The organism is Xanthomonas sp. SHU 166 (assembly GCF_000364685.1).
Lineage (GTDB): Bacteria > Pseudomonadota > Gammaproteobacteria > Xanthomonadales > Xanthomonadaceae > Xanthomonas_A > Xanthomonas_A sontii.
The window spans coordinates 1-17,911 of record NZ_AQOJ01000251.1 but is presented as its reverse complement, the minus strand read 5'-3'; the positions used below and the strand labels follow the sequence as shown (position 1 = coordinate 17,911).

Genomic DNA, 17,911 nt, shown 5'->3' with positions numbered 1-17,911 from the left:
CTCCTTACTTGTTGTCGCCGGAACCAGCGATCCCGGTGATCTCGATTTCGGTGTAGTGCTGCCGATGACCCTGACGCTTCATGTGGTGCTTGCGGCGGCGGAACTTGATGATGCGCACCTTGTCGGCGCGGCCGTGGGCCACGACCTTGGCGGTGACGGCGGCGCCCTTCAGCGCGTCGCCGATCTTGATGCCGTCGCTGTCGCCCAGCATCAGGATGTTGTCGAACGTGATCTCGTTGCCGGCTTCGACTTCGAGCTTTTCCACGCGGAGCGTTTCGCCCTGCGCGACGCGGTATTGCTTACCACCGGTGACCAGTACTGCGTACATGACCAGACTTCCTCTGTAGTTATTGTGGTCGTTCCTGCCGTGCCGTTTCGGGCAGACAGGAGCGGAATTGTAAGCCGCCGCGCGCGGCAGGGTCAAGCCCACCCAGGGCCGGACTGTCAAGCCCCGCGGGCCGGCGCAGCTGCCTGAACCAGCCAGCCGCCGGCGCCCGGCGGCGCTGGGATCTGCGGCAATTGCCCCCACCTGACAAGCTGGGTACGCTGATCGATTGCCGTCCCCTTTCCGCCCCCACACTGGCCAGCGGCACCGCCACGGCCGGCACATTCCGGAATCTCTTCATGGCGATGGATTACATCCGCATCCGCGGCGCGCGGACGCACAACCTCAAGAACCTCGACCTCGACCTGCCGCGCGACAAGCTGATCGTGATCACCGGCCTGTCCGGGTCCGGCAAGTCCTCGCTGGCGTTCGACACCATCTACGCCGAGGGCCAGCGCCGCTACGTGGAGTCGCTGTCGGCGTACGCGCGACAGTTCCTCAGCGTGATGGAGAAGCCCGACATCGATCACATCGAAGGCCTGTCGCCGGCGATCGCGATCGAACAGAAGTCGACCTCGCACAACCCGCGCTCGACCGTCGGCACCATCACCGAGATCTACGACTACCTGCGCCTGCTGTACGCACGCGTGGGTCAGCCGCGCTGCCCCGACCACGGCTATCCGCTGGAGGCGCAGACGGTCAGCCAGATGGTCGACCAGGTGCTGACCCTGGACCCGGAGCAGCGCTACATGCTGCTGGCGCCGGTGATCCGCGAGCGCAAGGGCGAGCATGCGCAGGTGTTCGAACAACTGCGCGCGCAGGGCTTCGTGCGCGTGCGCGTGGACGGCGAGCTGTACGAGATCGACGCGGTGCCGGCGCTGGCGCTGCGCCAGAAGCACACCATCGAGGCGGTGATCGACCGCTTCCGCCCGCGCGAGGACATCAAGCAGCGCCTGGCCGAAAGCTTCGAGACCGCGTTGAAGCTGGCCGACGGCATGGTGTCGGTGCAGTCGCTGGACGACACCGCCGCCGCGCCGCACCTGTTCTCCTCCAAGTACAGCTGCCCGGTCTGCGACTACTCGCTGCCGGAACTGGAACCGCGCCTGTTCTCGTTCAACGCGCCGATGGGCGCCTGCCCGAGCTGCGACGGCCTGGGCGTGGCCGAGTTCTTCGATCCGGAGCGGGTGGTGGTGCATCCGGAGCTGTCGCTGTCGGCCGGCGCGGTACGCGGCTGGGACCGGCGCAATGCGTACTACTTCCAGTTGATCGCCTCGCTGGCCAAGCACTACAAGTTCGACGTCGACGCGCCCTGGCAGTCGCTGCCGGCGAGCGTGCGCCAGGCGGTGCTGTACGGCAGCGGCGACGAGACCATCACCTTCACCTACTTCACCGACGCCGGTGGCCGCACCCAGCGCAAGCATCGCTTCGAAGGCATCATCCCCAACCTGGAGCGCCGCTACCGCGAGACCGAATCGCCGGCGGTGCGCGAGGAACTGGCCAAGTACATCAGCGAACGGCCGTGCCCGGACTGCAAGGGCGCGCGCCTGAACAAGGCCGCGCGCAACGTGTTCGTCGCCGACCGTCCGCTGCCGGACCTGGTGGTGCTGCCGATCGACGATGCACTGACCTTCTTCCGCCAGCTCGACCTGCCCGGCTGGCGCGGCGAGATCGCCAGCAAGATCGTCAAGGAGATCGCCGAACGGCTGGGCTTCCTGGTCGACGTCGGCCTGGATTACCTCACCCTCGAGCGCAAGGCCGACACCCTGTCCGGCGGCGAGGCGCAGCGCATCCGCCTGGCCAGCCAGATCGGCGCCGGCCTGGTCGGGGTGATGTACGTGCTCGACGAGCCGTCGATCGGCCTGCACCAGCGCGACAACGAACGCCTGCTCGGCACCCTCACCCGCCTGCGCGATCTCGGCAACACGGTGATCGTGGTCGAGCACGACGAGGACGCGATCCGCCTGGCCGACTACGTGCTGGACATCGGCCCCGGCGCCGGCGTGCACGGCGGCGAGGTGGTCGGCCACGGCAGCGTGCAGGACTTGCTGAAGGCGCCGCGCTCGCTGACCGGGCAATACCTGTCGGGCAAGCGCCGCATCGAGATTCCGGCCAAGCGCCACAAGGCCAATCCGAAGATGACCCTGCACCTGCGCGGGGCTACCGGCAACAACCTCAAGAACGTCAACCTGGACATCCCGGCCGGACTGCTGACCTGCATCACCGGCGTGTCCGGCTCGGGCAAGTCGACGCTGATCAACGACACCCTGTTCACCCTGGCGGCGAACGAGATCAACGGCGCCTCGCACAGCGTGGCGCCGTACCGCGAGATCGAGCACCTGGACCTGTTCGACAAGGTCGTGGACATCGACCAGTCGCCAATCGGCCGCACCCCGCGCTCCAATCCGGCCACCTACACCGGCCTGTTCACGCCGCTGCGCGAACTGTTCGCGCAGGTGCCGGAAGCGCGCTCGCGCGGCTATTCGCCGGGCCGCTTCAGCTTCAACGTGCGCGGCGGCCGCTGCGAGGCCTGCCAGGGCGACGGCCTGATCAAGGTGGAGATGCACTTCCTGCCGGACGTGTACGTGCCCTGCGACGTCTGCCACGGCAAGCGCTACAACCGCGAGACGCTGGAGATCCTGTACAAGGGCTTCAACATCAACGACGTGCTGGAAATGACCGTCGAGGATGCGCTGAAGCTGTTCGAGCCGGTGCCGTCGATCGCGCGCAAGCTGGAGACCCTGGTCGACGTGGGCCTGAGCTACATCAAGCTCGGGCAGAGCGCGACCACCCTGTCCGGCGGCGAGGCGCAGCGGGTGAAGCTGTCCAAGGAACTGTCGCGGCGCGATACCGGCCGCACCCTGTACATCCTCGACGAGCCGACCACCGGCCTGCACTTCCACGACATCGAGGCGCTGCTGGGCGTGCTGCACAAGCTGCGCGACGAGGGCAACACCGTGGTGGTGATCGAACACAACCTGGACGTGATCAAGACCGCGGACTGGATCGTCGACCTCGGGCCGGAAGGCGGCCACCGCGGCGGCACCATCCTGGTCACCGGCACGCCGGAAGACGTGGCGGCTTGCCCGCAGTCGTACACCGGCCAGTTCCTGGCGCGGATGCTGCCGTCCACCAGCGCGCGCCCGGAGCAGCCGGCGGCGATGGCCAACAAGCCCGATGCGCGCCCGCCGCGCAAGGTCAAGCCGGAAAAGCCGGCGAAGAAGCAGGCGGTGGCCGCCAAGAGCGGCAAGGCCAGCAAGAGCACCACCAGCACCGGCACCAAGAAGAAGAAGAAGAAGGACGTTTGATGAGCAGCGAACACAAGATCCTGGCGCGCATCCCGATCAGCGTGCGCTGGCGCGACATGGACAGCATGGGCCACGTCAACAACGCCAAGTACATCTCCTACCTGGAAGAGGCGCGCGTGCGCTGGATGCTGGGCGTGGAAGGCGTCTCGATGAGCGATCGCATCGCCCCGGTGGTGGCGGCGACCAACGTCAACTACCGCGCGCCGATCGTGTGGCCCAACGACATCCTGGTCGAACTGTTCGTCGAGCGCCTGGGCACCAGCAGCGTGACCATCGGCCACCGCATCGTCGACCAGCAGGACGAAAGCCGGCTGTACTCCGACGGCCACGTGGTGGTGGTGTGGATGGACACCCAGACCGGCAAGAGCGCGCCGCTGCCGGACGCCGTACGCAAGGCGACGAGCTGAGGCCTGCGCTTGCGCCGGGCGTGGCCCGGCGCATAGTCCGCAGTGCAACGGCGCTGCCCACGCAGGAGCGGCGTGCGCTCCTTGTGGGAGGGACTTCAGTCCCGACGACGGGTGGTCTCAGCCGACGCTGGGCTTCGCCCGTCGCGGCTGATCCCACAAAAGGGGACGAGAACCGCTCCTACGACGAGGGGAGGCGCCTTTTCCCGAGGAGGCTCCCCTACATCGCCTGCTTGCGCACCGTCAGCGTCGCATCGGCCTTGCCGCCGCCTTCCAGTTGCAACTGCAGCGGCACGGCCTGGCCTTCGGTCAGCGCACCCTTGCCCTGCATCAGCATCAGGTGCATGCCGCCGGGCTTGAGTTCCACGCGGGCGCCAGGCGCCAACGGCACGCGCTCGACCGCGCGCATCCGGCTGACGCCGGCCACGACCGTGGTTTCGTGCAACGACACATCGCCGAAAGCGGGGCTGCTGGCCCCGACGACCGTGACCGGCTTGCCGCAGCCGTTGTGCAGCACGCCGTAGCCGGCGGTCATCGGCATCGCCGGATTCGGCGGCAAGCGCGTCCAGCCCTGCTCCAGAGTGACGCACGCCGGTTCCGCAGCCGACGCCGTGGCGGCAACCGCACACAGCACGAACAATACGCCAGCGAATGGTTTGGTTATCATCGCCGAGGTTCCTTCTTCGAAAGCAGACCGCAGCATGACGACGCTCATCGACGTGATCAACCACGGCCCCCTCCGCGAACTGCGCCTGGCGCGGCCGCCGGTCAATGCGCTGGACACCGAGCTGTGCCGGCACCTGATCCAGGCGATCGAGCAGGCCGGCGCCGAGGGCGCGCACGGCATCGTGCTGTCGGGCAACGAACGCCTGTTCTCCGCCGGCATGGACGTACCGCACCTGCTGAGCCATGGCGACGACCGCGCCAAGCTGCTGGGCAGTTGGCAGCAGTTCTTCGGCGCGGCGCGCGCCTTGGCCGCCAGCCCGATCCCGGTGGTCGCGGCGCTGACCGGCCACGCCCCGGCCGGCGGTTGCGTGCTGGCGCTGTGCTGCGACTACCGGGTGATGGCGCGCAGCCCCGATGCGGCGCATCCGCTGCACATCGGCCTGAACGAGACCCAGGTCGGCCTGATCGCCCCGGAAGGCATCCAGCGCCTGCTGCGGCGGGTGGTCGGCGCGCACCGCGCCGAGCGCCTGCTGGTCGGCGGCGACCTGGTCAGTGCCGAACGCGCGCTGGAGATCGGCCTGGTCGACGAACTGGTCGACGCCGACCTGGTGGTGGCGCGCGCGCTGGCCTGGCTGCTGGACCTGCTCAAGCGCCCGCGGCAGCCGATGCTGCAGACCCGTGCCATCGCCCGCGCCGACCTGCGCGCGGCGCTGGCCGACGAGCACATCGGGCTGGAGCGGCTGATCGACGACTGGCAGGCGCCGGACACCCAGGCCGCACTGCGCGCGCTGGTGGCGCGGCTGGGCAAGGGCTGAGCGGAGCGGGACGCGGGCGGGCGCGGACGGCCCGCTATAATCGGCGCACGTCCGTCGCCAGGCCCCGCCTCTTGTCCGCCAAGCCCGCCCCCGTCGTCTCCGAACTGATCGAGCTGCTGTCGCTGGAGCGGCTGGAGGACAACCTGTTCCGCGGCCAGAGCCGCGACATCGGCACCAAGTACGTGTTCGGCGGCCAGGTGCTGGGCCAGGCGCTGTCGGCGGCGCAGGCCACGGTGGAGAACGCGCGCCCCGTGCATTCGCTGCACGCCTACTTCCTGCGCGCCGGCGACATCGAGCATCCCATCGTCTACGACGTGGACCGCACCCGCGACGGCGGCAGCTTCTCGGTGCGCCGGGTCACCGCGATCCAGCACGGCAAGGTGATCTTCTTCTGCGCGGCCTCGTTCCAGGAACAGGAGGACGGCGCCACGCACCAGCTGAAGATGCCGGAAGTGCCGCAGCCGGAAGACATCGAGCCGACCCCGGCGGCGCGCCCGGAAGTGCTGGCGACGCTGCCGACCAAGGTGCAGCGCTGGCTCTCGCGCGGCGGCCCGTTCGAGTTCCGCCACGTGTATCCGCGCGACGAACTGAATCCGCCCAAGCGTCCGCCGTTCCAGCAGATGTGGCTGCGCCTGAGCGAGCCGGTCGGCGATGCGCCGGAACTGCACCAGGCGCTGCTCGCCTACGCCTCCGACTTCCACCTGCTCGGCACCGCCACCTTCCCGCACGGCATCAGCTACTACACGCCGAACGTGCAGATGGCCTCGCTCGACCACGCGCTGTGGTTCCATCGTCCGTTCCGCGCCGACGACTGGCTGCTGTACTCGCTGGACAGCCCCAGCGCGCAGGGCGCGCGCGGCCTGGCGCGCGGGCAGTTCTTCACCCGCGACGGCACCCTGGTGGCCAGCACCGCACAAGAAGGCCTGATCCGCGTGGTCCCCGACGCCGACGCCGCGGCGCAGGTTCCGGCAAAACGCTGAGGACACGAACATGCGTCAGATCTTCAGCAGCCAACGCGTGGAAACCGCCGAAGGCGTCGCCGCCCTGCTGCGCGATGCCGGCATCGACGTGCGCCTGAGCAACGGCCGCTCCTACCGGACCCGGCGCAGCGGCCAGTTCAGCTATCTCGACCCGGTCGCGGCGCAGGCGCAGCCCACGGTGTGGGTGGTGCACGCCGACGACCAGCCGCGCGCACGCGAACTGCTGCGCGACGCCGGCCTGCTCGACAGCACCCGCCGCGATCCGGAACAGGGCCGTGCGCCCTACTTGAACGAGTTCCGCTCGCAGGTGGAAGCGGACGGCGGCAAGCGCTGGGCCTGGCGCATCCGCATCGCCCTGCTGCTGGCGATCGGTGCGGTGGCGCTGATCACCGTGCTGCGCCATCGCGACAACCGCGCGCCGACCACCGCACCAGCACAGGCACCCGCGACGCAACCGGCCACGCCCCCGGCGCAGGACACCGGCAGCGACGAAGTGCGCGTGCGCGTGCAGCCGGCACCGCGCGGCAACTGAGCCGCGCCGAACGCAGGTCCACGCATGCGGTGGACGTCACTATGGCGATGACGCCCTGCCGATGATCGTCCTTGCGCGACGGCGGAGGCACCAACGCTGCGACGGCAATCCGATCGGCACGGCGATCGCATCCTGCGCGCGGTGTCCGCCGTAGCGGAGACCGCCACCGCAACCGGCCGCGACGCTGTCGACGCGCCCCGCGCGACCACGCACGTCCCGCGCTGCACCTGCGCCGTACTGCACTGCACTGCACGCAACGGCAGGTTTCGGCAGATGGAAAAACAAGAACGCCCCTGCGCGAGTGGCGCAGGGGCGCTGTCGATCGGCGCCTTGGTGCAGTGACGCCGCGGCCACCGCCGCGGCGCATGGCTCAGTTGCTGTCCGGCGCCGGCATCGGCGGCGGCGATGCGTCGCCGCCGCGCTGCCCGCCCGGGCGATGCGCCCAGCGCTTGGCCTGCGCCGCATCGAACTCGGCGCGGCTGAGCATGCCGTCCTTATTGGTGTCGGCCGCGGTGAACCAGGCATCGCGATGTTGCTTGGCGCGCAGTTCGAAGTCGGCACGGTCGATGTAGCCGTCCTTGTTCACGTCCATCTTGTCGAAGCGCGCGGCGAGCTTGGGATCGGCCTGCGCTTCGGCGCGGCTGATGCGGCCGTCCTTGTTGGTGTCCAGCTTGGCCATCATCGCGCCGGGCACGCCGTGGTCGCCCGGCCCGCCGTGACGGCCGTGGCGCGGCCACTCGTCGCGGCTGAGCTTGCCGTCGTGGTTCTTGTCCATGGCGTCGAAATGCTGGACCAGGCGCGGATCGGCGGCGGCCTCGCTGCGGTCGATGACGCCGTCGCCGTTCTTGTCGAGCGCGGCGATGCCGCCGGCATCGGCGGGCGCGGCGGGATCGGCCGGCGGCGGAGGAACGGCGTAGGCGGTACCGGACAGCACGGCCAGCACGGCCAGGGCGAGCAGCGGGTTGCGAGACTTCATGGGTCACTCCCTGAGGATGATGAGGAACCTGCCGAAGACGGCAGGCGTCCGGCGCCGCAAGCGGCCCGCATCGCGGGCCGGCACCGCGGTGCCTTCCCTGCTGACAACGCCCCGTCGCCGCCGCGGTTGACCCGCCGCCGGGCGCATTCATCGACGGGACAGTCGCGGCCCCTGCGATGGCGAAGCGCTATGCTCGACGCATGGCCATCCATTCCGACGCCAGCGACGACCTGCGGCTGTTCCAGACCGGCCAGCACGCGTGTGGCTACTGGCCCGAGCGGCAGGCCCGCGACCTGGTGCTGGACCCGCACGATCCACGCCTGGGCGCGCTGTATCCACTGGCGCTGAGCTGGGGCTTCCGCCGCTCCGGCGATCTGGTCTATCGCCCGCACTGCGACCATTGCCGCGCCTGCGTTGCGGTGCGCATCCCGATCGATGCGTTCGTGCCCGATCGCAGCCAGCGCCGCTGCCTGGCGCGCAATGCCGATGTCGAGGTCCGCATCGTCGCCGCCGAGCGCAGCGAGGAGCAGCTGGCGCTGTACCAGCGCTACCTGCGCCACCGCCATCCCGGCGGCGGCATGGACGATCACGGCGCGCACGAGTTCGACCAGTTCCTGATCGGCCGCTGGTCGCATGGGCGCTTCCTGGAGCTGCGGCAACGCATGCCGGACGGACGGCGTGGGCCGCTGCTGGCGGTAGCGGTCACCGATATCGCCGCGCAGGCGCTGTCGGCGGTCTACACCTTCTACGACCCGGACGCCGGCGCGCGCGGCCTGGGCACCCTGGCGATCCTGCAGCAGATCGCCTGGGCGCGACGCGAGGGCCTGCGCCACCTGTATCTGGGCTACTGGATCCGCGGCCACCAGAAGATGGACTACAAGCGCCGCTTCCGGCCGCTGCAGGCCTACGACGGCCGCCACTGGCGCGACTTCGACGACTATCTGCGCCAGCTCGGCGGCTAGCCGACGGCAACCGATACCGCGCCGCCCAGCCGATGCCGCCGCACGTCGCGGCGCCATCGTGCCGACATGCCGCGCATGCGAAAATCGGCGCATGACATCACGCCTCCTCCTGCTCGCCCTGACCCTGCTGTGCGGCGCCTGCGCGCGCACCGCTCCCACTTCCGCTCCGATGACCGACGCCGCAGCGCCCGCCGCCACGACACTGCGCCTGGCCACCTACAACACCTCGCTCAATGCCGACGACCCCGGCGCGCTGATCGCCGCCCTGCAGGGCGACAGCGCGCAGGCACGCAAGATCGTCGCGGTGCTGCAGCAGGTGCGCCCGGACATCGTGCTGCTCAACGAGTTCGACTACGACGAGGCGCACCGCGCCGCCGACCTGTTCGAGCAACGCTACCTCGCGGTGCCGCAACCGCACGGCGGCGCTGCGCTGCGCTATCCCTACCGGTACCTGGCCCCGGTCAACACCGGCGTGCCCAGCGGCCTGGACCTGGACAACGACGGCCATGTCGGCGGCGAAGGCCGCGCGCGCGGCAACGACGCCTGGGGCTACGGCCTGCATCCCGGCCAGTACGGCATGCTGCTGCTGTCGAAGTACCCGATCGACGCCGCGGCGGTGCGCAGCTTCCGCCTGCTGAAATGGAGCGCGATGCCCGACGCGCTGCGCCCGGTCGATCCGGCCACCGGCCGCTTCTTCCACAGCGACGCGGTGTGGGCGCAGTTGCGGCTGTCGTCCAAGTCGCACTGGGACGTGCCGGTGCGCACCCCGCTGGGCGTGCTGCATGCGCTGGTGTCGCACCCGACCCCACCGGTGTTCGACGGCGCGGAGAAGCGCAACGCCGCACGCAACCACGACGAACTGCGGCTGTGGCGCGAGTACCTGGACGATGCCGGCAGCGGCAAGGCGCGCTGGCTGTGCGACGACGCCGGCCGCTGCGGCGGGCTGGCCGCCGATGCGCAGTTCGTGATGCTCGGCGACCTCAACAACGACGTGATCGACGGCGACGGCCACCACGACGCGATCCGCGCGCTGGTGACGCATCCGCGCGTCCTGCAATACCCCATCCCGCACAGCGCTGGCGGCGAGGAGACCACGCGCGCCTACGCGGCCACCGGCATCGACCATCGCGGCCCCCCGCAGCAGGTCACCGGCGATTTCGGCCCCAAGGCCGGCACCATGCGCCTGGACTACGTGTTGCCGTCGCGCAACTTCCGCTACCTGGACAGCGGCGTGTTCTGGCCGGCCTCCAATGACGCCTCCGCCGCCATCGCCGACGGCAGCGACCACCACCTGGTCTGGGTCGACGTCGCAGCGGGGCGGTAAGCGCAGGAGGACCGGGGCGGCGCGAAGCATGGCGCCGCCCTAGCAGCCCCCCCCACAGGCGGCCTGGCGGCCGCCTTTTGCTTGCCTGACCGGCTCGCCAGGCGCCTGGGGCGCCGGTGTGAGCAGGGCCCGACGCGTTCGCGGCAGCGGTGCCGCCCATCGGATCGCCCCTCCTGCGCAGCGCCTGCGCCGGGCATCGCCATCGGCCTTGATCCAGATCAAGGGCAAGACTGCGCCGACGCGGTCAAATGCCTCCCGCACCCGGTCGGGATGCGCAAGCGGATGGCGAGCATGCGAACGCAACAGTTGCAACAGGCGCTGGAAGGCCTCAATGGCGCCACTGCCGATATCGAGGCCTCGGCGCTGATCTCCCTGGACGGGCTGATGATCGCCTCGGCGATGCCGCAGGGCATGGACGAGGACCGCGTCGGCGCGATGTCCGCGGCGCTGCTCGCGCTGGGCGAGCGCAGCGCGCGCGAACTGGCGCGCGGCGCGCTGGAGCGGGTGCTGATCCAGGGCGAACTCGGCTACGTGATCATGAGTGCGGCCGGCCGCGAGGCGGTGCTCACCGTGCTGGCCAAGCCCAGCGCCAAGCTCGGCCTGGTGTTCCTGGACATCAAGCGCGCCGCGCAGGCGCTGCAACAGATCCTGTAGGGGCGCCGCCATGCCGCTGCCGCCGATGCAAGCGCCGCACGAGCCGCACCGCAGCGCCGAGCTGCGCTACCACGACGGCAGCCGCCGCACGGTGTACTGGAGCGAACGCGAGGTGGCCTACCCGGACGGGCGCCTGATCGTCTCGCGCACCGACCTGGAGGGCATCATCACCCACGCCAACGACGCCTTCGTCGAACTCAGCGGCTGGCCGCGCGAACTGCTGATCGGCGCGCCGCACTGCATCCTGCGCCACCCGGCGATGCCGCGGCGCGCATTCCGCGAACTCTGGGACACCGTGCTGGCCGGCGAGAAGTGGCACGGCTACGTCAAGAACCTGCGCCGCGACGGCGCCTGCTACTGGGTCTACGCCACCGCGTTGCCGAACGTCCGCGACGGCCGCGTGGTCGGCTTCACCTCGGTGCGGCGCAAGCCGTCGCGGCGGCGCATCGACGCGCTGCAGCCGCTGTACGCGCAGTGGCTGCAGGACGAACGCGCGGAGCCGCTGGCATGAGCTGCACGTTCCTGGTCGCGCCGGACTTCGCGCCCGAATACTTCGGCGGCTGGTACCTGCTCAGCACGGTGCTGCAGCGCCGCGCCGGCCTCGGCCTGCGCCTGCTGATGCCGGCCGATGCCGCCGAACAGCGGCAATTGCTGGACGACAGCGTCGTCGACCTGGTGTACGCCAGTCCGTTCGACGCCAGCGCGTTGATCCGCGACCGCGGCTACCTGCCGCTGGTCAGGCCGCGCGGGCACGCCGACGAGGTGGTGATCGCGACCGCGGCCGAGGCGCCGGCACGCTGCGTGGAAGACCTGCCCTACGGCTGCCGCATCGCCCTGACCGCCAACCACGACGTACGCCTGATCGGCCTGCGCCTGCTGGAACCGGCCGACCTGGAGCCGGAACGCATCGCCTGGCGCCCGGCCAGCAGCTACGCCGCGGTGGCACGGCTACTGCTGGAAGGCGAAGCCGATGCCGGCCTGTTCCTGGCCACCGCCTACCACGGCCTGTCGCGCCTGACCCGCGCGCGATTGCGCCCGCTGGTGGAAAGCGCGCTGTGCGACATCGGCCACGTGCTGCTGGCGCATCCGCGCCTGGGCCCGCAACTGCCGGCGCTGCGCGACGCCCTGCTGGCGCTCGGCGATGCCGCGCATCGCGACGACCAGGCGGTGCTCGACGCGCTGGGCCTGGAACGCGGCTTCGAGGCGATGGCCACGGAGGACGCCGAATTCATGATCGACCTGATCGACACCTTGCTGGACTGAGGCGCCCATGCCCACGCTTCCCGCTCGCGATCCCGCACGCCTGGTGATGCGCACCCATGCCCGTGCCCTGCTGCGCGACCCGCGCGACGCAGCCGCGCACCTCGCGCGGCTGCACGCCGCACTTCAGTTGCACGACAACGAACCGACCCAGGGCGTGCTGGCCGACCTGTTCGTGGCCTTGCCGCGGCACGACGTCGCCTTGCGCCAGCTGGCGCTGCAGATGGCCGCGGCGCATCTGGCGCCGCACGTGGCCGAGACCTTCCAGCGCCACAGCCAGGGCCACGCGCTGCTGCCGATCAACGCCCTGGCCACGCGCTGGAGCGTGCTGGCGCGGCCGTCCGCCGACGTGCCGGCGCGGGTGCGCCGGGCCAGCCCGGACCATTCGCGGCGGATGGTGCGCGAGGTGGTGGACGCGCTGTGCGACGGCGCACCGATCGCCGCGGCGCGCTGCGAGCGCGAGTTCCTGGACTACTGCATCAGTTGCCAGGACAAGCTCGCCTTCATGCTCGCCACGCGCGAACTGCGCCGCCATGCGCTGGCCCTGGGCGACCGCTGGGACAGCACCGCGCGCTGGCTGCAGCAGCGCGAGCCGCTGGGTGGCCGCAACGTCGACGCCCTGTCCTTTTCCAGCGCGAGTGCGCCGCGATGACCGCCCCCGACCCGACCAACTCCGAACCGACCTGGCTGATGCCGACCCCGCACGGCGTGCTGCACGGCTTCGCCAGCGCCACACCCGATCGCCTGCAGCGCGCACTGCAACTGCTGCTCGGTGCGCACGGCGCGCTGTCGCTGCAGGAGTGGCGCCAGCGCGTGGGCGGCGACGCACAGCGGCTGCTGCAGGAGGCGCGCGAACAGCAATGGGTGCAGTTGCTGCGGCGCGCAGTGCCGGGCCCGGAAATCCGCCTGGACGATTTCGCCCAGCACGTGATCGCCCCGCTGTCGGCCGAACGCCGCGCGGTGCTGGCCTCCGACAGCGGCTTCTGCCTGGGCCATGCCGGCCTGGACCAGGAACAGGCCGACACGCTGAGCGTGGCCGCGGCCGACTTCTCCGGCTTCGCCCAGCGCCAGAGCGCGCGCGGCTGGCACGGCGCGCACCGCTACGTGGCGTTCTACAGCGAGCCGCAGTTATTGCTGCCGGACTGGTCGTTCGTGCCGTTCTGGGTCGACGGCGCCGGCTACTGGCTGGTACTGGGCGGCGAGGCCCTGCTCAACAACCTGGCGATGGTCGAACTGGTGTGGAGCATCCGCCTGGCGGCGGCACGGTTTGCGCCGCCGGCTTGAGGGCCGGGAATGGGGAATCGGGAGTGGGGAATGGGAAAGCGGGTCCCCTTTGGCCCCGCTTTCCGAGCGCTCGCCGTTTTATGCGTCCAGGTCGATGGTGAGGGCCGCGGCGGCGTCGCGGGCGGTTTGCCGCGCTTCGTCGATGCTTGCGCCACGGGCCAGGGTCACGCCGACGCGGCGGTGGCCGTGCACGCTGGGCTTGCCGAACAGACGCAGGGCGGTGTCCGGGGCCTGCAGGGCGGCATCGACGTTGCCGAAGCGCGGCACGCCTTCGCCGTGGGCCAGCAGCGCGCACGAGGCCGACGGGCCGTTCTGGCGGATCGCCGGAATCGGCAGGCCGAGGATCGCACGCGCATGCAGGGCGAACTCGCTCAGTTCCTGCGACACCAGGGTGACCAAGCCGGTGTCGTGCGGCCGCGGCGACACCTCGCTGAACCAGACCTCGTCGCCCTTGACGAACAGCTCCACACCGAACAGGCCCCAGCCACCGAGATCGTCGGTGACCGCGCGGGCGATGTCCTGCGCGCGCTGCAGGGCCAGCGCCGACATCGGCTGCGGCTGCCAGCTCTCACGGTAGTCGCCGTCCTTCTGCCAGTGCCCGATCGGATCGCAGAACGCGGTGCCGCCGGCGTGGCGCACGGTCAGCAGGGTGATCTCGTACTCGAAGTCGATGAAGCCCTCGACGATGCAGCGGCCGGCGCCGGCGCGGCCACCGGTCTGCGCGTACTCCCACGCCGCATCGATATCGGCGGCGCTGCGCAGCGTGCTCTGGCCCTTGCCGGAGGACGACATCACCGGCTTGACCACGCACGGCAGGCCGACCGCGGCGATCGCCTCGCGGTATTCCTCTGGCGTGTCCACGAAGCGGTACGGCGAGGTCGGCAGGCCCAGGGTCTCGGCGGCCAGGCGGCGGATGCCTTCGCGGTCCATGGTCAGCCGCGCCGCACGCGCCGTCGGGATCACCCGCTGGCCGAGGTCGCGCTCCAGCGCCACCAGGGTCTCGGTGTGGATCGCCTCGATCTCCGGCACGATCAGGTGCGGCTGCTCGCGCGCGATCAGTTCGCGCAGCGCCATCGCATCGAGCATGTCGACCACGTGGCTGCGGTGCGCGACCTGCATCGCCGGTGCGTCGGCATAACGGTCCACCGCGATCACCTCCACGCCGAAGCGCTGCAGTTCGATCGCCACTTCCTTGCCCAGCTCGCCGGAGCCAAGCAGCAGCACGCGGGTGGCGGAAGCGGACAGCGGGGTTCCCAGAGTGACCATGGCGGCGGCGCCTGCGCGAAGAGGGGAGCCGTATTCTACCGGGCCAGTGCCCCACCCCGGCACAGGACCGGCCGCGCCATCGTCGGCGCGCAGCGAGGTGCTATCTTCCGCAGCGTCACTGGGGATGTCGCCATGCACGCACACAGCGCCGAACACCGCCACGGCACGCCCTGCCGCACCGCCGAGGCGCGCCCATGCACTCGCTGATGCCGGCCGAGGCCTACATCGACGAGGCCTGGTTTGCGCGCGAGCGCGAGCTCCTGATGAAGCCGCTGTGGCAGTTCGTGGCGCCACGCATGCTGCTGGACAAGCCCAACGCCTTCGTGCGCCGCTCGATCTGCGGGGTGGACGTGGTGGTGCAGCACATCGACGGCGAACTGCGCGCCTTCGACAACCTGTGCCTGCACCGGCAGAACCCGCTGCAACAGCAACCGCAGGGCGTGCGCCCGCTGGTCTGCAGCTACCACGGCTGGCGCTACGGCGCCGACGGCGGCGTGGACAACATCCCGTTCCAGGACGATGCCTACCGCCTCGCTCCAGAGGCGCGCGCCTGCCTGCGGCTGCGCCGCTTCGCGGTGGCCTGCATCGGCAAGCTGGTGTTCGTGAACCTGTCGCCCGCGCCGATGCCGCTGGAGGCGCAGTTCTCGATGGAGGCGCTGGAGATGCTGCGCGCCGCTTCCGAACAGTTCGACGACGAAGTGCTGGTGGCGACCTTCGAGGCCGACTTCAACTGGAAGCTGGCCTACGAGAACCTGCGCGACGCGCTGCACCCGCGCTTCGTGCATGCGCGCACGCTGGCGCAGCAGGTGAAGTTCCAGGTGCAGATGGACGATGCCGGCGTCGCCGAGGCGCGCCGCTACCATGCCGAGGGCAGCGCCTCGCGCGAGGCGCATCTGGCGCGCCTGCGCGATTTCAGCAGCGGCGGGCTCAACGAGCCGTTGGTGGCGATGGCGCACTATCCCTGGCACGCGCACGTCGAACGCTTCGGCAACGACGACTGGTATCTGAACTGGCTGCTGTACCCGAACCTGCACATCGCCTCGGGCTCGGGTGGCTATTCCTTCATCATCGAGCACCACCAGCCGGTATCGGCGCAGCGCACCGACCTGCTGGTCTACTACGTCACCGCGCGCAAGAAGCATCGCTATCCGGGTTCCGACGCGGTGTTGCTGGGGCACCTGCACGGCGCCGAGAAGGTGCTGCGCGAGGACATCGAGATCATGGAACAGGTGCAGTCGGGACTGCGCGCCGGCGCCCCGCGCGCGGTGCTGGGCGACTACGAGCACGCCAACATACAGATCGAACGCTGGTACATGGATGTCATGGAGGGCCGCCATGTCCTCTGACAAGTACGTGGTCGGCAGCGGTGCGCTGCTGCGCTGGGCGCTGGCGGCCTGGGCCGAGGCGGCGCCGGAGTGCGTGCTGCACCCGGTGGACGTGGCCCAGGGCAAGGACTACCGCTTCGACCTGGATGCCCTGCACGCGCTGGCCGATACCGGTGCCACCGCCTTCGTCGCCTGGGGCGCGCAGTTCCTCAACTTCCGCCGCCAGGAGCTGATGGGGGAATTGAAGGCGCGCGGCTTCAGGATGCCGCCGTTGATCTGCCGCGGCGCGCAGGTGGCGGCCAGCGCGCGCGTCGGCGAGAACTGCGCGATCGGCGCCGGCGCCATCGTCGATGCGCACTGCGACATCGGCTTCAACGCCTGGATCGGCGCGGCGGCGGTGCTGGAATCGGCGGTCAAGGTCGGCGCCTCGGCATGGATCGAGGCCGGCGTGACGCTCGCTGCCGAAGCGCAGATCGGCGCCCAGGCCACGCTCGGCCGGCAGGTCGACATCGGCCCCGGCGTGCGCATCGGCAAACGCTGCCAGATCGAGATCCCCGGCCGCTACCGCAGCGACATCGCCACCGGCACCCACCACCTCAGCGGCTTTCGCACGCCGGTGCTGATTCTCGGCGGGTGAGTGGCCGCCTCGGCGGCCGGGAATCGGGAATCGGGATTGGGGAATCGTAAAAGCGCTGGGTCTGCTGCCCCCGGCGTGACGGCACGCGGCCGATGGATGCACACCGCCGACGCCCGCCAAGTCGACACCCGGGCTGCCGCCGCAGCACCTGCCCCTTCATACCTCGCGACTTCAGCGCCCTACCGATCCTCAAAAGCGGATGCCGCGCGCAGGCGGGAAGCGGAGAGTCATAAGGCTCCCCTAGACCCGCCCGCCCCCATGAACCCGCTCCCACGATTCCCCATTCCCGATTCCCCACTCCCCGCCTCTTGCAACCTGATATCAATTTGATATCTTTTCGTCCAACCACCCAAGGACGTCCACCATGAAAGAGCAGCCCCGTTCCTCCCTGCCCGGCATCCCGATGATCGCGGGCCTGGTCCTGGTGTTCGTGGCCGGCGCCGGCGCGATCATCGCCACCGGCGTGCTGCAGCCGTCGGCGATGCCGTGGACCCTGCTGGTCGCGATCCCGGTGCTGACCGTCGCGCTGTTCCTGGTGGTCGGCCTGTATGCGCTGGAACCGAACCAGGCCGCGGTGCTGAGCCTATTCGGCCGCTACGTGGGCACGGTCAAGGACCCGGGCCTGCGCTGGAACAACCCCTTCTTCAGCAAGCGCAAGGTCAGCCAGCGCGTGCGCAACTTCGAGAGCGGGCGGCTCAAGGTCAACGAGCTGGACGGCAGCCCGATCGAGATCGCTGCGGTGATCGTGTGGCAGGTGATGGATGCCTCCGAGGCGGTCTACAACGTCGACGACTACGAGAGCTTCGTGCACATCCAGTCCGAGGCGGCACTGCGCGCGATGGCCACCAGCTATCCCTACGACCAGCACGAGGACGGGCAGATCTCGCTGCGCAGCCATCCCAACGAGATCAGCGAACAGCTCAAGCGCCACCTCGACGAACGCCTGACCCAGGCCGGCGTGGACGTGATCGAGGCGCGCATCAGCCACCTCGCCTACGCCCCGGAAATCGCCCAGGCGATGCTGCAGCGGCAGCAGGCCAACGCCGTGATCGCCGCGCGCACCCGCATCGTCGCCGGCGCGGTGGGCATGGTCGAGATGGCCCTGGCGGAACTGCAGAAGAACGGCGTGGTCGCGCTGGACGAGGAGCGCAAGGCGCACATGGTCAGCAACCTGCTGACCGTGCTGTGCTCGGACC

At 70.2% G+C, this 17,911-nt stretch carries 19 protein-coding genes; 15 read left to right on the top strand and 4 right to left on the bottom strand.

The genetic code is table 11. The features are described 5' to 3' along the window. Nucleotides 1–4: 4 nt before the first annotated feature. Nucleotides 5–328 (bottom strand): 50S ribosomal protein L21, encoded by a 324-nt coding sequence (gene rplU, locus D180_RS08210; protein WP_017912419.1) that lies wholly within the window; start codon nucleotides 326–328, stop codon nucleotides 5–7. Between the two features lie 296 nt (nucleotides 329–624). Between rplU and uvrA the strand changes: the two genes are divergently transcribed. Next, complete coding sequence (gene uvrA, locus D180_RS08205) at nucleotides 625–3,630, top strand: excinuclease ABC subunit UvrA (protein ID WP_017912418.1); 3,006 nt, start codon at nucleotides 625–627, stop codon at nucleotides 3,628–3,630. Then, nucleotides 3,630–4,037, top strand: a complete 408-nt coding sequence (locus D180_RS08200; RefSeq protein WP_017912417.1) for a thioesterase family protein — start codon at nucleotides 3,630–3,632, stop codon at nucleotides 4,035–4,037. Before uvrA ends, D180_RS08200 begins: the two co-directional genes overlap by 1 nt. A 217-nt stretch (nucleotides 4,038–4,254) precedes the next feature. Here the strand turns inward: D180_RS08200 and D180_RS08195 are convergent, their stop codons facing one another. After that, the gene (locus D180_RS08195; protein WP_043090644.1) at nucleotides 4,255–4,701 is read right to left on the bottom strand and encodes a copper chaperone PCu(A)C; all 447 of its coding nucleotides are present in this window, start codon (nucleotides 4,699–4,701) and stop codon (nucleotides 4,255–4,257) included. A gap of 34 nt (nucleotides 4,702–4,735) precedes the next feature. Here D180_RS08195 and D180_RS08190 point away from each other — a divergent pair, with 34 nt between their 5' ends. The 3 genes from D180_RS08190 (at nucleotide 4,736) to D180_RS08180 (ending at nucleotide 7,027) form a co-directional block, all read left to right on the top strand. Continuing rightward, nucleotides 4,736–5,515 carry an enoyl-CoA hydratase/isomerase family protein gene (locus D180_RS08190; protein WP_017912416.1) on the top strand — a complete coding sequence of 260 codons (780 nt, stop codon included), beginning with the start codon at nucleotides 4,736–4,738 and terminating at the stop codon, nucleotides 5,513–5,515. A 71-nt stretch (nucleotides 5,516–5,586) separates the two neighbouring features. Beyond that, nucleotides 5,587–6,495, top strand: coding sequence for an acyl-CoA thioesterase II (tesB, locus tag D180_RS08185; RefSeq protein WP_017912415.1), 909 nt, complete (start codon nucleotides 5,587–5,589; stop codon nucleotides 6,493–6,495). A 10-nt stretch (nucleotides 6,496–6,505) separates the two neighbouring features. Continuing rightward, complete coding sequence (locus D180_RS08180) at nucleotides 6,506–7,027, top strand: DUF2007 domain-containing protein (RefSeq protein ID WP_017912414.1); 522 nt, start codon at nucleotides 6,506–6,508, stop codon at nucleotides 7,025–7,027. Between the two features lie 370 nt (nucleotides 7,028–7,397). Here the strand turns inward: D180_RS08180 and D180_RS08175 are convergent, their stop codons facing one another. Continuing rightward, on the bottom strand, nucleotides 7,398–8,003 hold the full coding sequence (locus D180_RS08175; protein WP_017912413.1) for an EF-hand domain-containing protein: 606 nt from the start codon (nucleotides 8,001–8,003) through the stop codon (nucleotides 7,398–7,400). A 200-nt stretch (nucleotides 8,004–8,203) separates the two neighbouring features. Between D180_RS08175 and D180_RS08170 the strand changes: the two genes are divergently transcribed. The 7 genes from D180_RS08170 to D180_RS08140 all read left to right on the top strand — a co-directional run bounded on the left by D180_RS08170 (nucleotide 8,204) and on the right by D180_RS08140 (nucleotide 13,487). After that, on the top strand, nucleotides 8,204–8,965 hold the full coding sequence (locus D180_RS08170) for an arginyltransferase (RefSeq protein ID WP_017912412.1): 762 nt from the start codon (nucleotides 8,204–8,206) through the stop codon (nucleotides 8,963–8,965). 91 nt (nucleotides 8,966–9,056) lie between these two features. Beyond that, nucleotides 9,057–10,289 (top strand): endonuclease/exonuclease/phosphatase family protein, encoded by a 1,233-nt coding sequence (locus D180_RS08165; RefSeq protein ID WP_043090643.1) that lies wholly within the window; start codon nucleotides 9,057–9,059, stop codon nucleotides 10,287–10,289. Between the two features lie 270 nt (nucleotides 10,290–10,559). Then, nucleotides 10,560–10,943 (top strand): roadblock/LC7 domain-containing protein, encoded by a 384-nt coding sequence (locus D180_RS08160; protein ID WP_017909884.1) that lies wholly within the window; start codon nucleotides 10,560–10,562, stop codon nucleotides 10,941–10,943. Between the two features lie 10 nt (nucleotides 10,944–10,953). Further along, the gene (locus D180_RS08155) at nucleotides 10,954–11,454 is read left to right on the top strand and encodes a PAS domain-containing protein (protein ID WP_017912410.1); all 501 of its coding nucleotides are present in this window, start codon (nucleotides 10,954–10,956) and stop codon (nucleotides 11,452–11,454) included. Then, complete coding sequence (locus tag D180_RS08150) at nucleotides 11,451–12,206, top strand: PhnD/SsuA/transferrin family substrate-binding protein (protein ID WP_017912409.1); 756 nt, start codon at nucleotides 11,451–11,453, stop codon at nucleotides 12,204–12,206. The genes D180_RS08155 and D180_RS08150 overlap by 4 nt, the downstream gene beginning before the upstream one ends. A 7-nt stretch (nucleotides 12,207–12,213) precedes the next feature. Next, nucleotides 12,214–12,855: a hypothetical protein gene (locus tag D180_RS08145; protein ID WP_223875685.1), complete on the top strand. Its 642-nt coding sequence runs from the start codon at nucleotides 12,214–12,216 to the stop codon at nucleotides 12,853–12,855. Continuing rightward, a complete protein-coding gene (locus D180_RS08140) occupies nucleotides 12,852–13,487 on the top strand; it encodes a hypothetical protein (protein ID WP_017912407.1) in 636 nt (211 codons plus the stop codon). Before D180_RS08145 ends, D180_RS08140 begins: the two co-directional genes overlap by 4 nt. A gap of 78 nt (nucleotides 13,488–13,565) precedes the next feature. On the opposite strand, the gene purT is transcribed toward D180_RS08140, so the two are convergent. Continuing rightward, complete coding sequence (gene purT / locus D180_RS08135) at nucleotides 13,566–14,753, bottom strand: formate-dependent phosphoribosylglycinamide formyltransferase (protein WP_017912406.1); 1,188 nt, start codon at nucleotides 14,751–14,753, stop codon at nucleotides 13,566–13,568. A gap of 194 nt (nucleotides 14,754–14,947) precedes the next feature. On the opposite strand from purT, the gene D180_RS08130 reads away from it, so the two are divergent. The 3 genes from D180_RS08130 to D180_RS08120 all read left to right on the top strand — a co-directional run. Next, the gene (locus D180_RS08130; RefSeq protein ID WP_017912405.1) at nucleotides 14,948–16,099 is read left to right on the top strand and encodes a Rieske 2Fe-2S domain-containing protein; all 1,152 of its coding nucleotides are present in this window, start codon (nucleotides 14,948–14,950) and stop codon (nucleotides 16,097–16,099) included. Beyond that, the gene (locus tag D180_RS08125; RefSeq protein ID WP_017912404.1) at nucleotides 16,089–16,715 is read left to right on the top strand and encodes a DapH/DapD/GlmU-related protein; all 627 of its coding nucleotides are present in this window, start codon (nucleotides 16,089–16,091) and stop codon (nucleotides 16,713–16,715) included. Before D180_RS08130 ends, D180_RS08125 begins: the two co-directional genes overlap by 11 nt. A 364-nt stretch (nucleotides 16,716–17,079) precedes the next feature. Continuing rightward, nucleotides 17,080–17,911 (top strand): SPFH domain-containing protein (locus tag D180_RS08120; RefSeq protein WP_043090647.1); only part of this gene is annotated, 832 nt, incomplete at its 3' end.

Coding starts and splice junctions, on each gene's coding strand:
- rplU (WP_017912419.1), bottom strand. CDS start 328: ATGTACGCAGTACTGGTCACCGGTGGTAAGCAATACCGCGTCGCGCAG.
- uvrA (WP_017912418.1), top strand. CDS start 625: ATGGCGATGGATTACATCCGCATCCGCGGCGCGCGGACGCACAACCTC.
- D180_RS08200 (WP_017912417.1), top strand. CDS start 3,630: ATGAGCAGCGAACACAAGATCCTGGCGCGCATCCCGATCAGCGTGCGC.
- D180_RS08195 (WP_043090644.1), bottom strand. CDS start 4,701: ATGATAACCAAACCATTCGCTGGCGTATTGTTCGTGCTGTGTGCGGTT.
- D180_RS08190 (WP_017912416.1), top strand. CDS start 4,736: ATGACGACGCTCATCGACGTGATCAACCACGGCCCCCTCCGCGAACTG.
- D180_RS08180 (WP_017912414.1), top strand. CDS start 6,506: ATGCGTCAGATCTTCAGCAGCCAACGCGTGGAAACCGCCGAAGGCGTC.
- D180_RS08175 (WP_017912413.1), bottom strand. CDS start 8,003: ATGAAGTCTCGCAACCCGCTGCTCGCCCTGGCCGTGCTGGCCGTGCTG.
- D180_RS08170 (WP_017912412.1), top strand. CDS start 8,204: ATGGCCATCCATTCCGACGCCAGCGACGACCTGCGGCTGTTCCAGACC.
- D180_RS08165 (WP_043090643.1), top strand. CDS start 9,057: ATGACATCACGCCTCCTCCTGCTCGCCCTGACCCTGCTGTGCGGCGCC.
- D180_RS08160 (WP_017909884.1), top strand. CDS start 10,560: ATGCGCAAGCGGATGGCGAGCATGCGAACGCAACAGTTGCAACAGGCG.
- D180_RS08155 (WP_017912410.1), top strand. CDS start 10,954: ATGCCGCTGCCGCCGATGCAAGCGCCGCACGAGCCGCACCGCAGCGCC.
- D180_RS08150 (WP_017912409.1), top strand. CDS start 11,451: ATGAGCTGCACGTTCCTGGTCGCGCCGGACTTCGCGCCCGAATACTTC.
- D180_RS08145 (WP_223875685.1), top strand. CDS start 12,214: ATGCCCACGCTTCCCGCTCGCGATCCCGCACGCCTGGTGATGCGCACC.
- D180_RS08140 (WP_017912407.1), top strand. CDS start 12,852: ATGACCGCCCCCGACCCGACCAACTCCGAACCGACCTGGCTGATGCCG.
- purT (WP_017912406.1), bottom strand. CDS start 14,753: ATGGTCACTCTGGGAACCCCGCTGTCCGCTTCCGCCACCCGCGTGCTG.
- D180_RS08130 (WP_017912405.1), top strand. CDS start 14,948: ATGCACTCGCTGATGCCGGCCGAGGCCTACATCGACGAGGCCTGGTTT.
- D180_RS08125 (WP_017912404.1), top strand. CDS start 16,089: ATGTCCTCTGACAAGTACGTGGTCGGCAGCGGTGCGCTGCTGCGCTGG.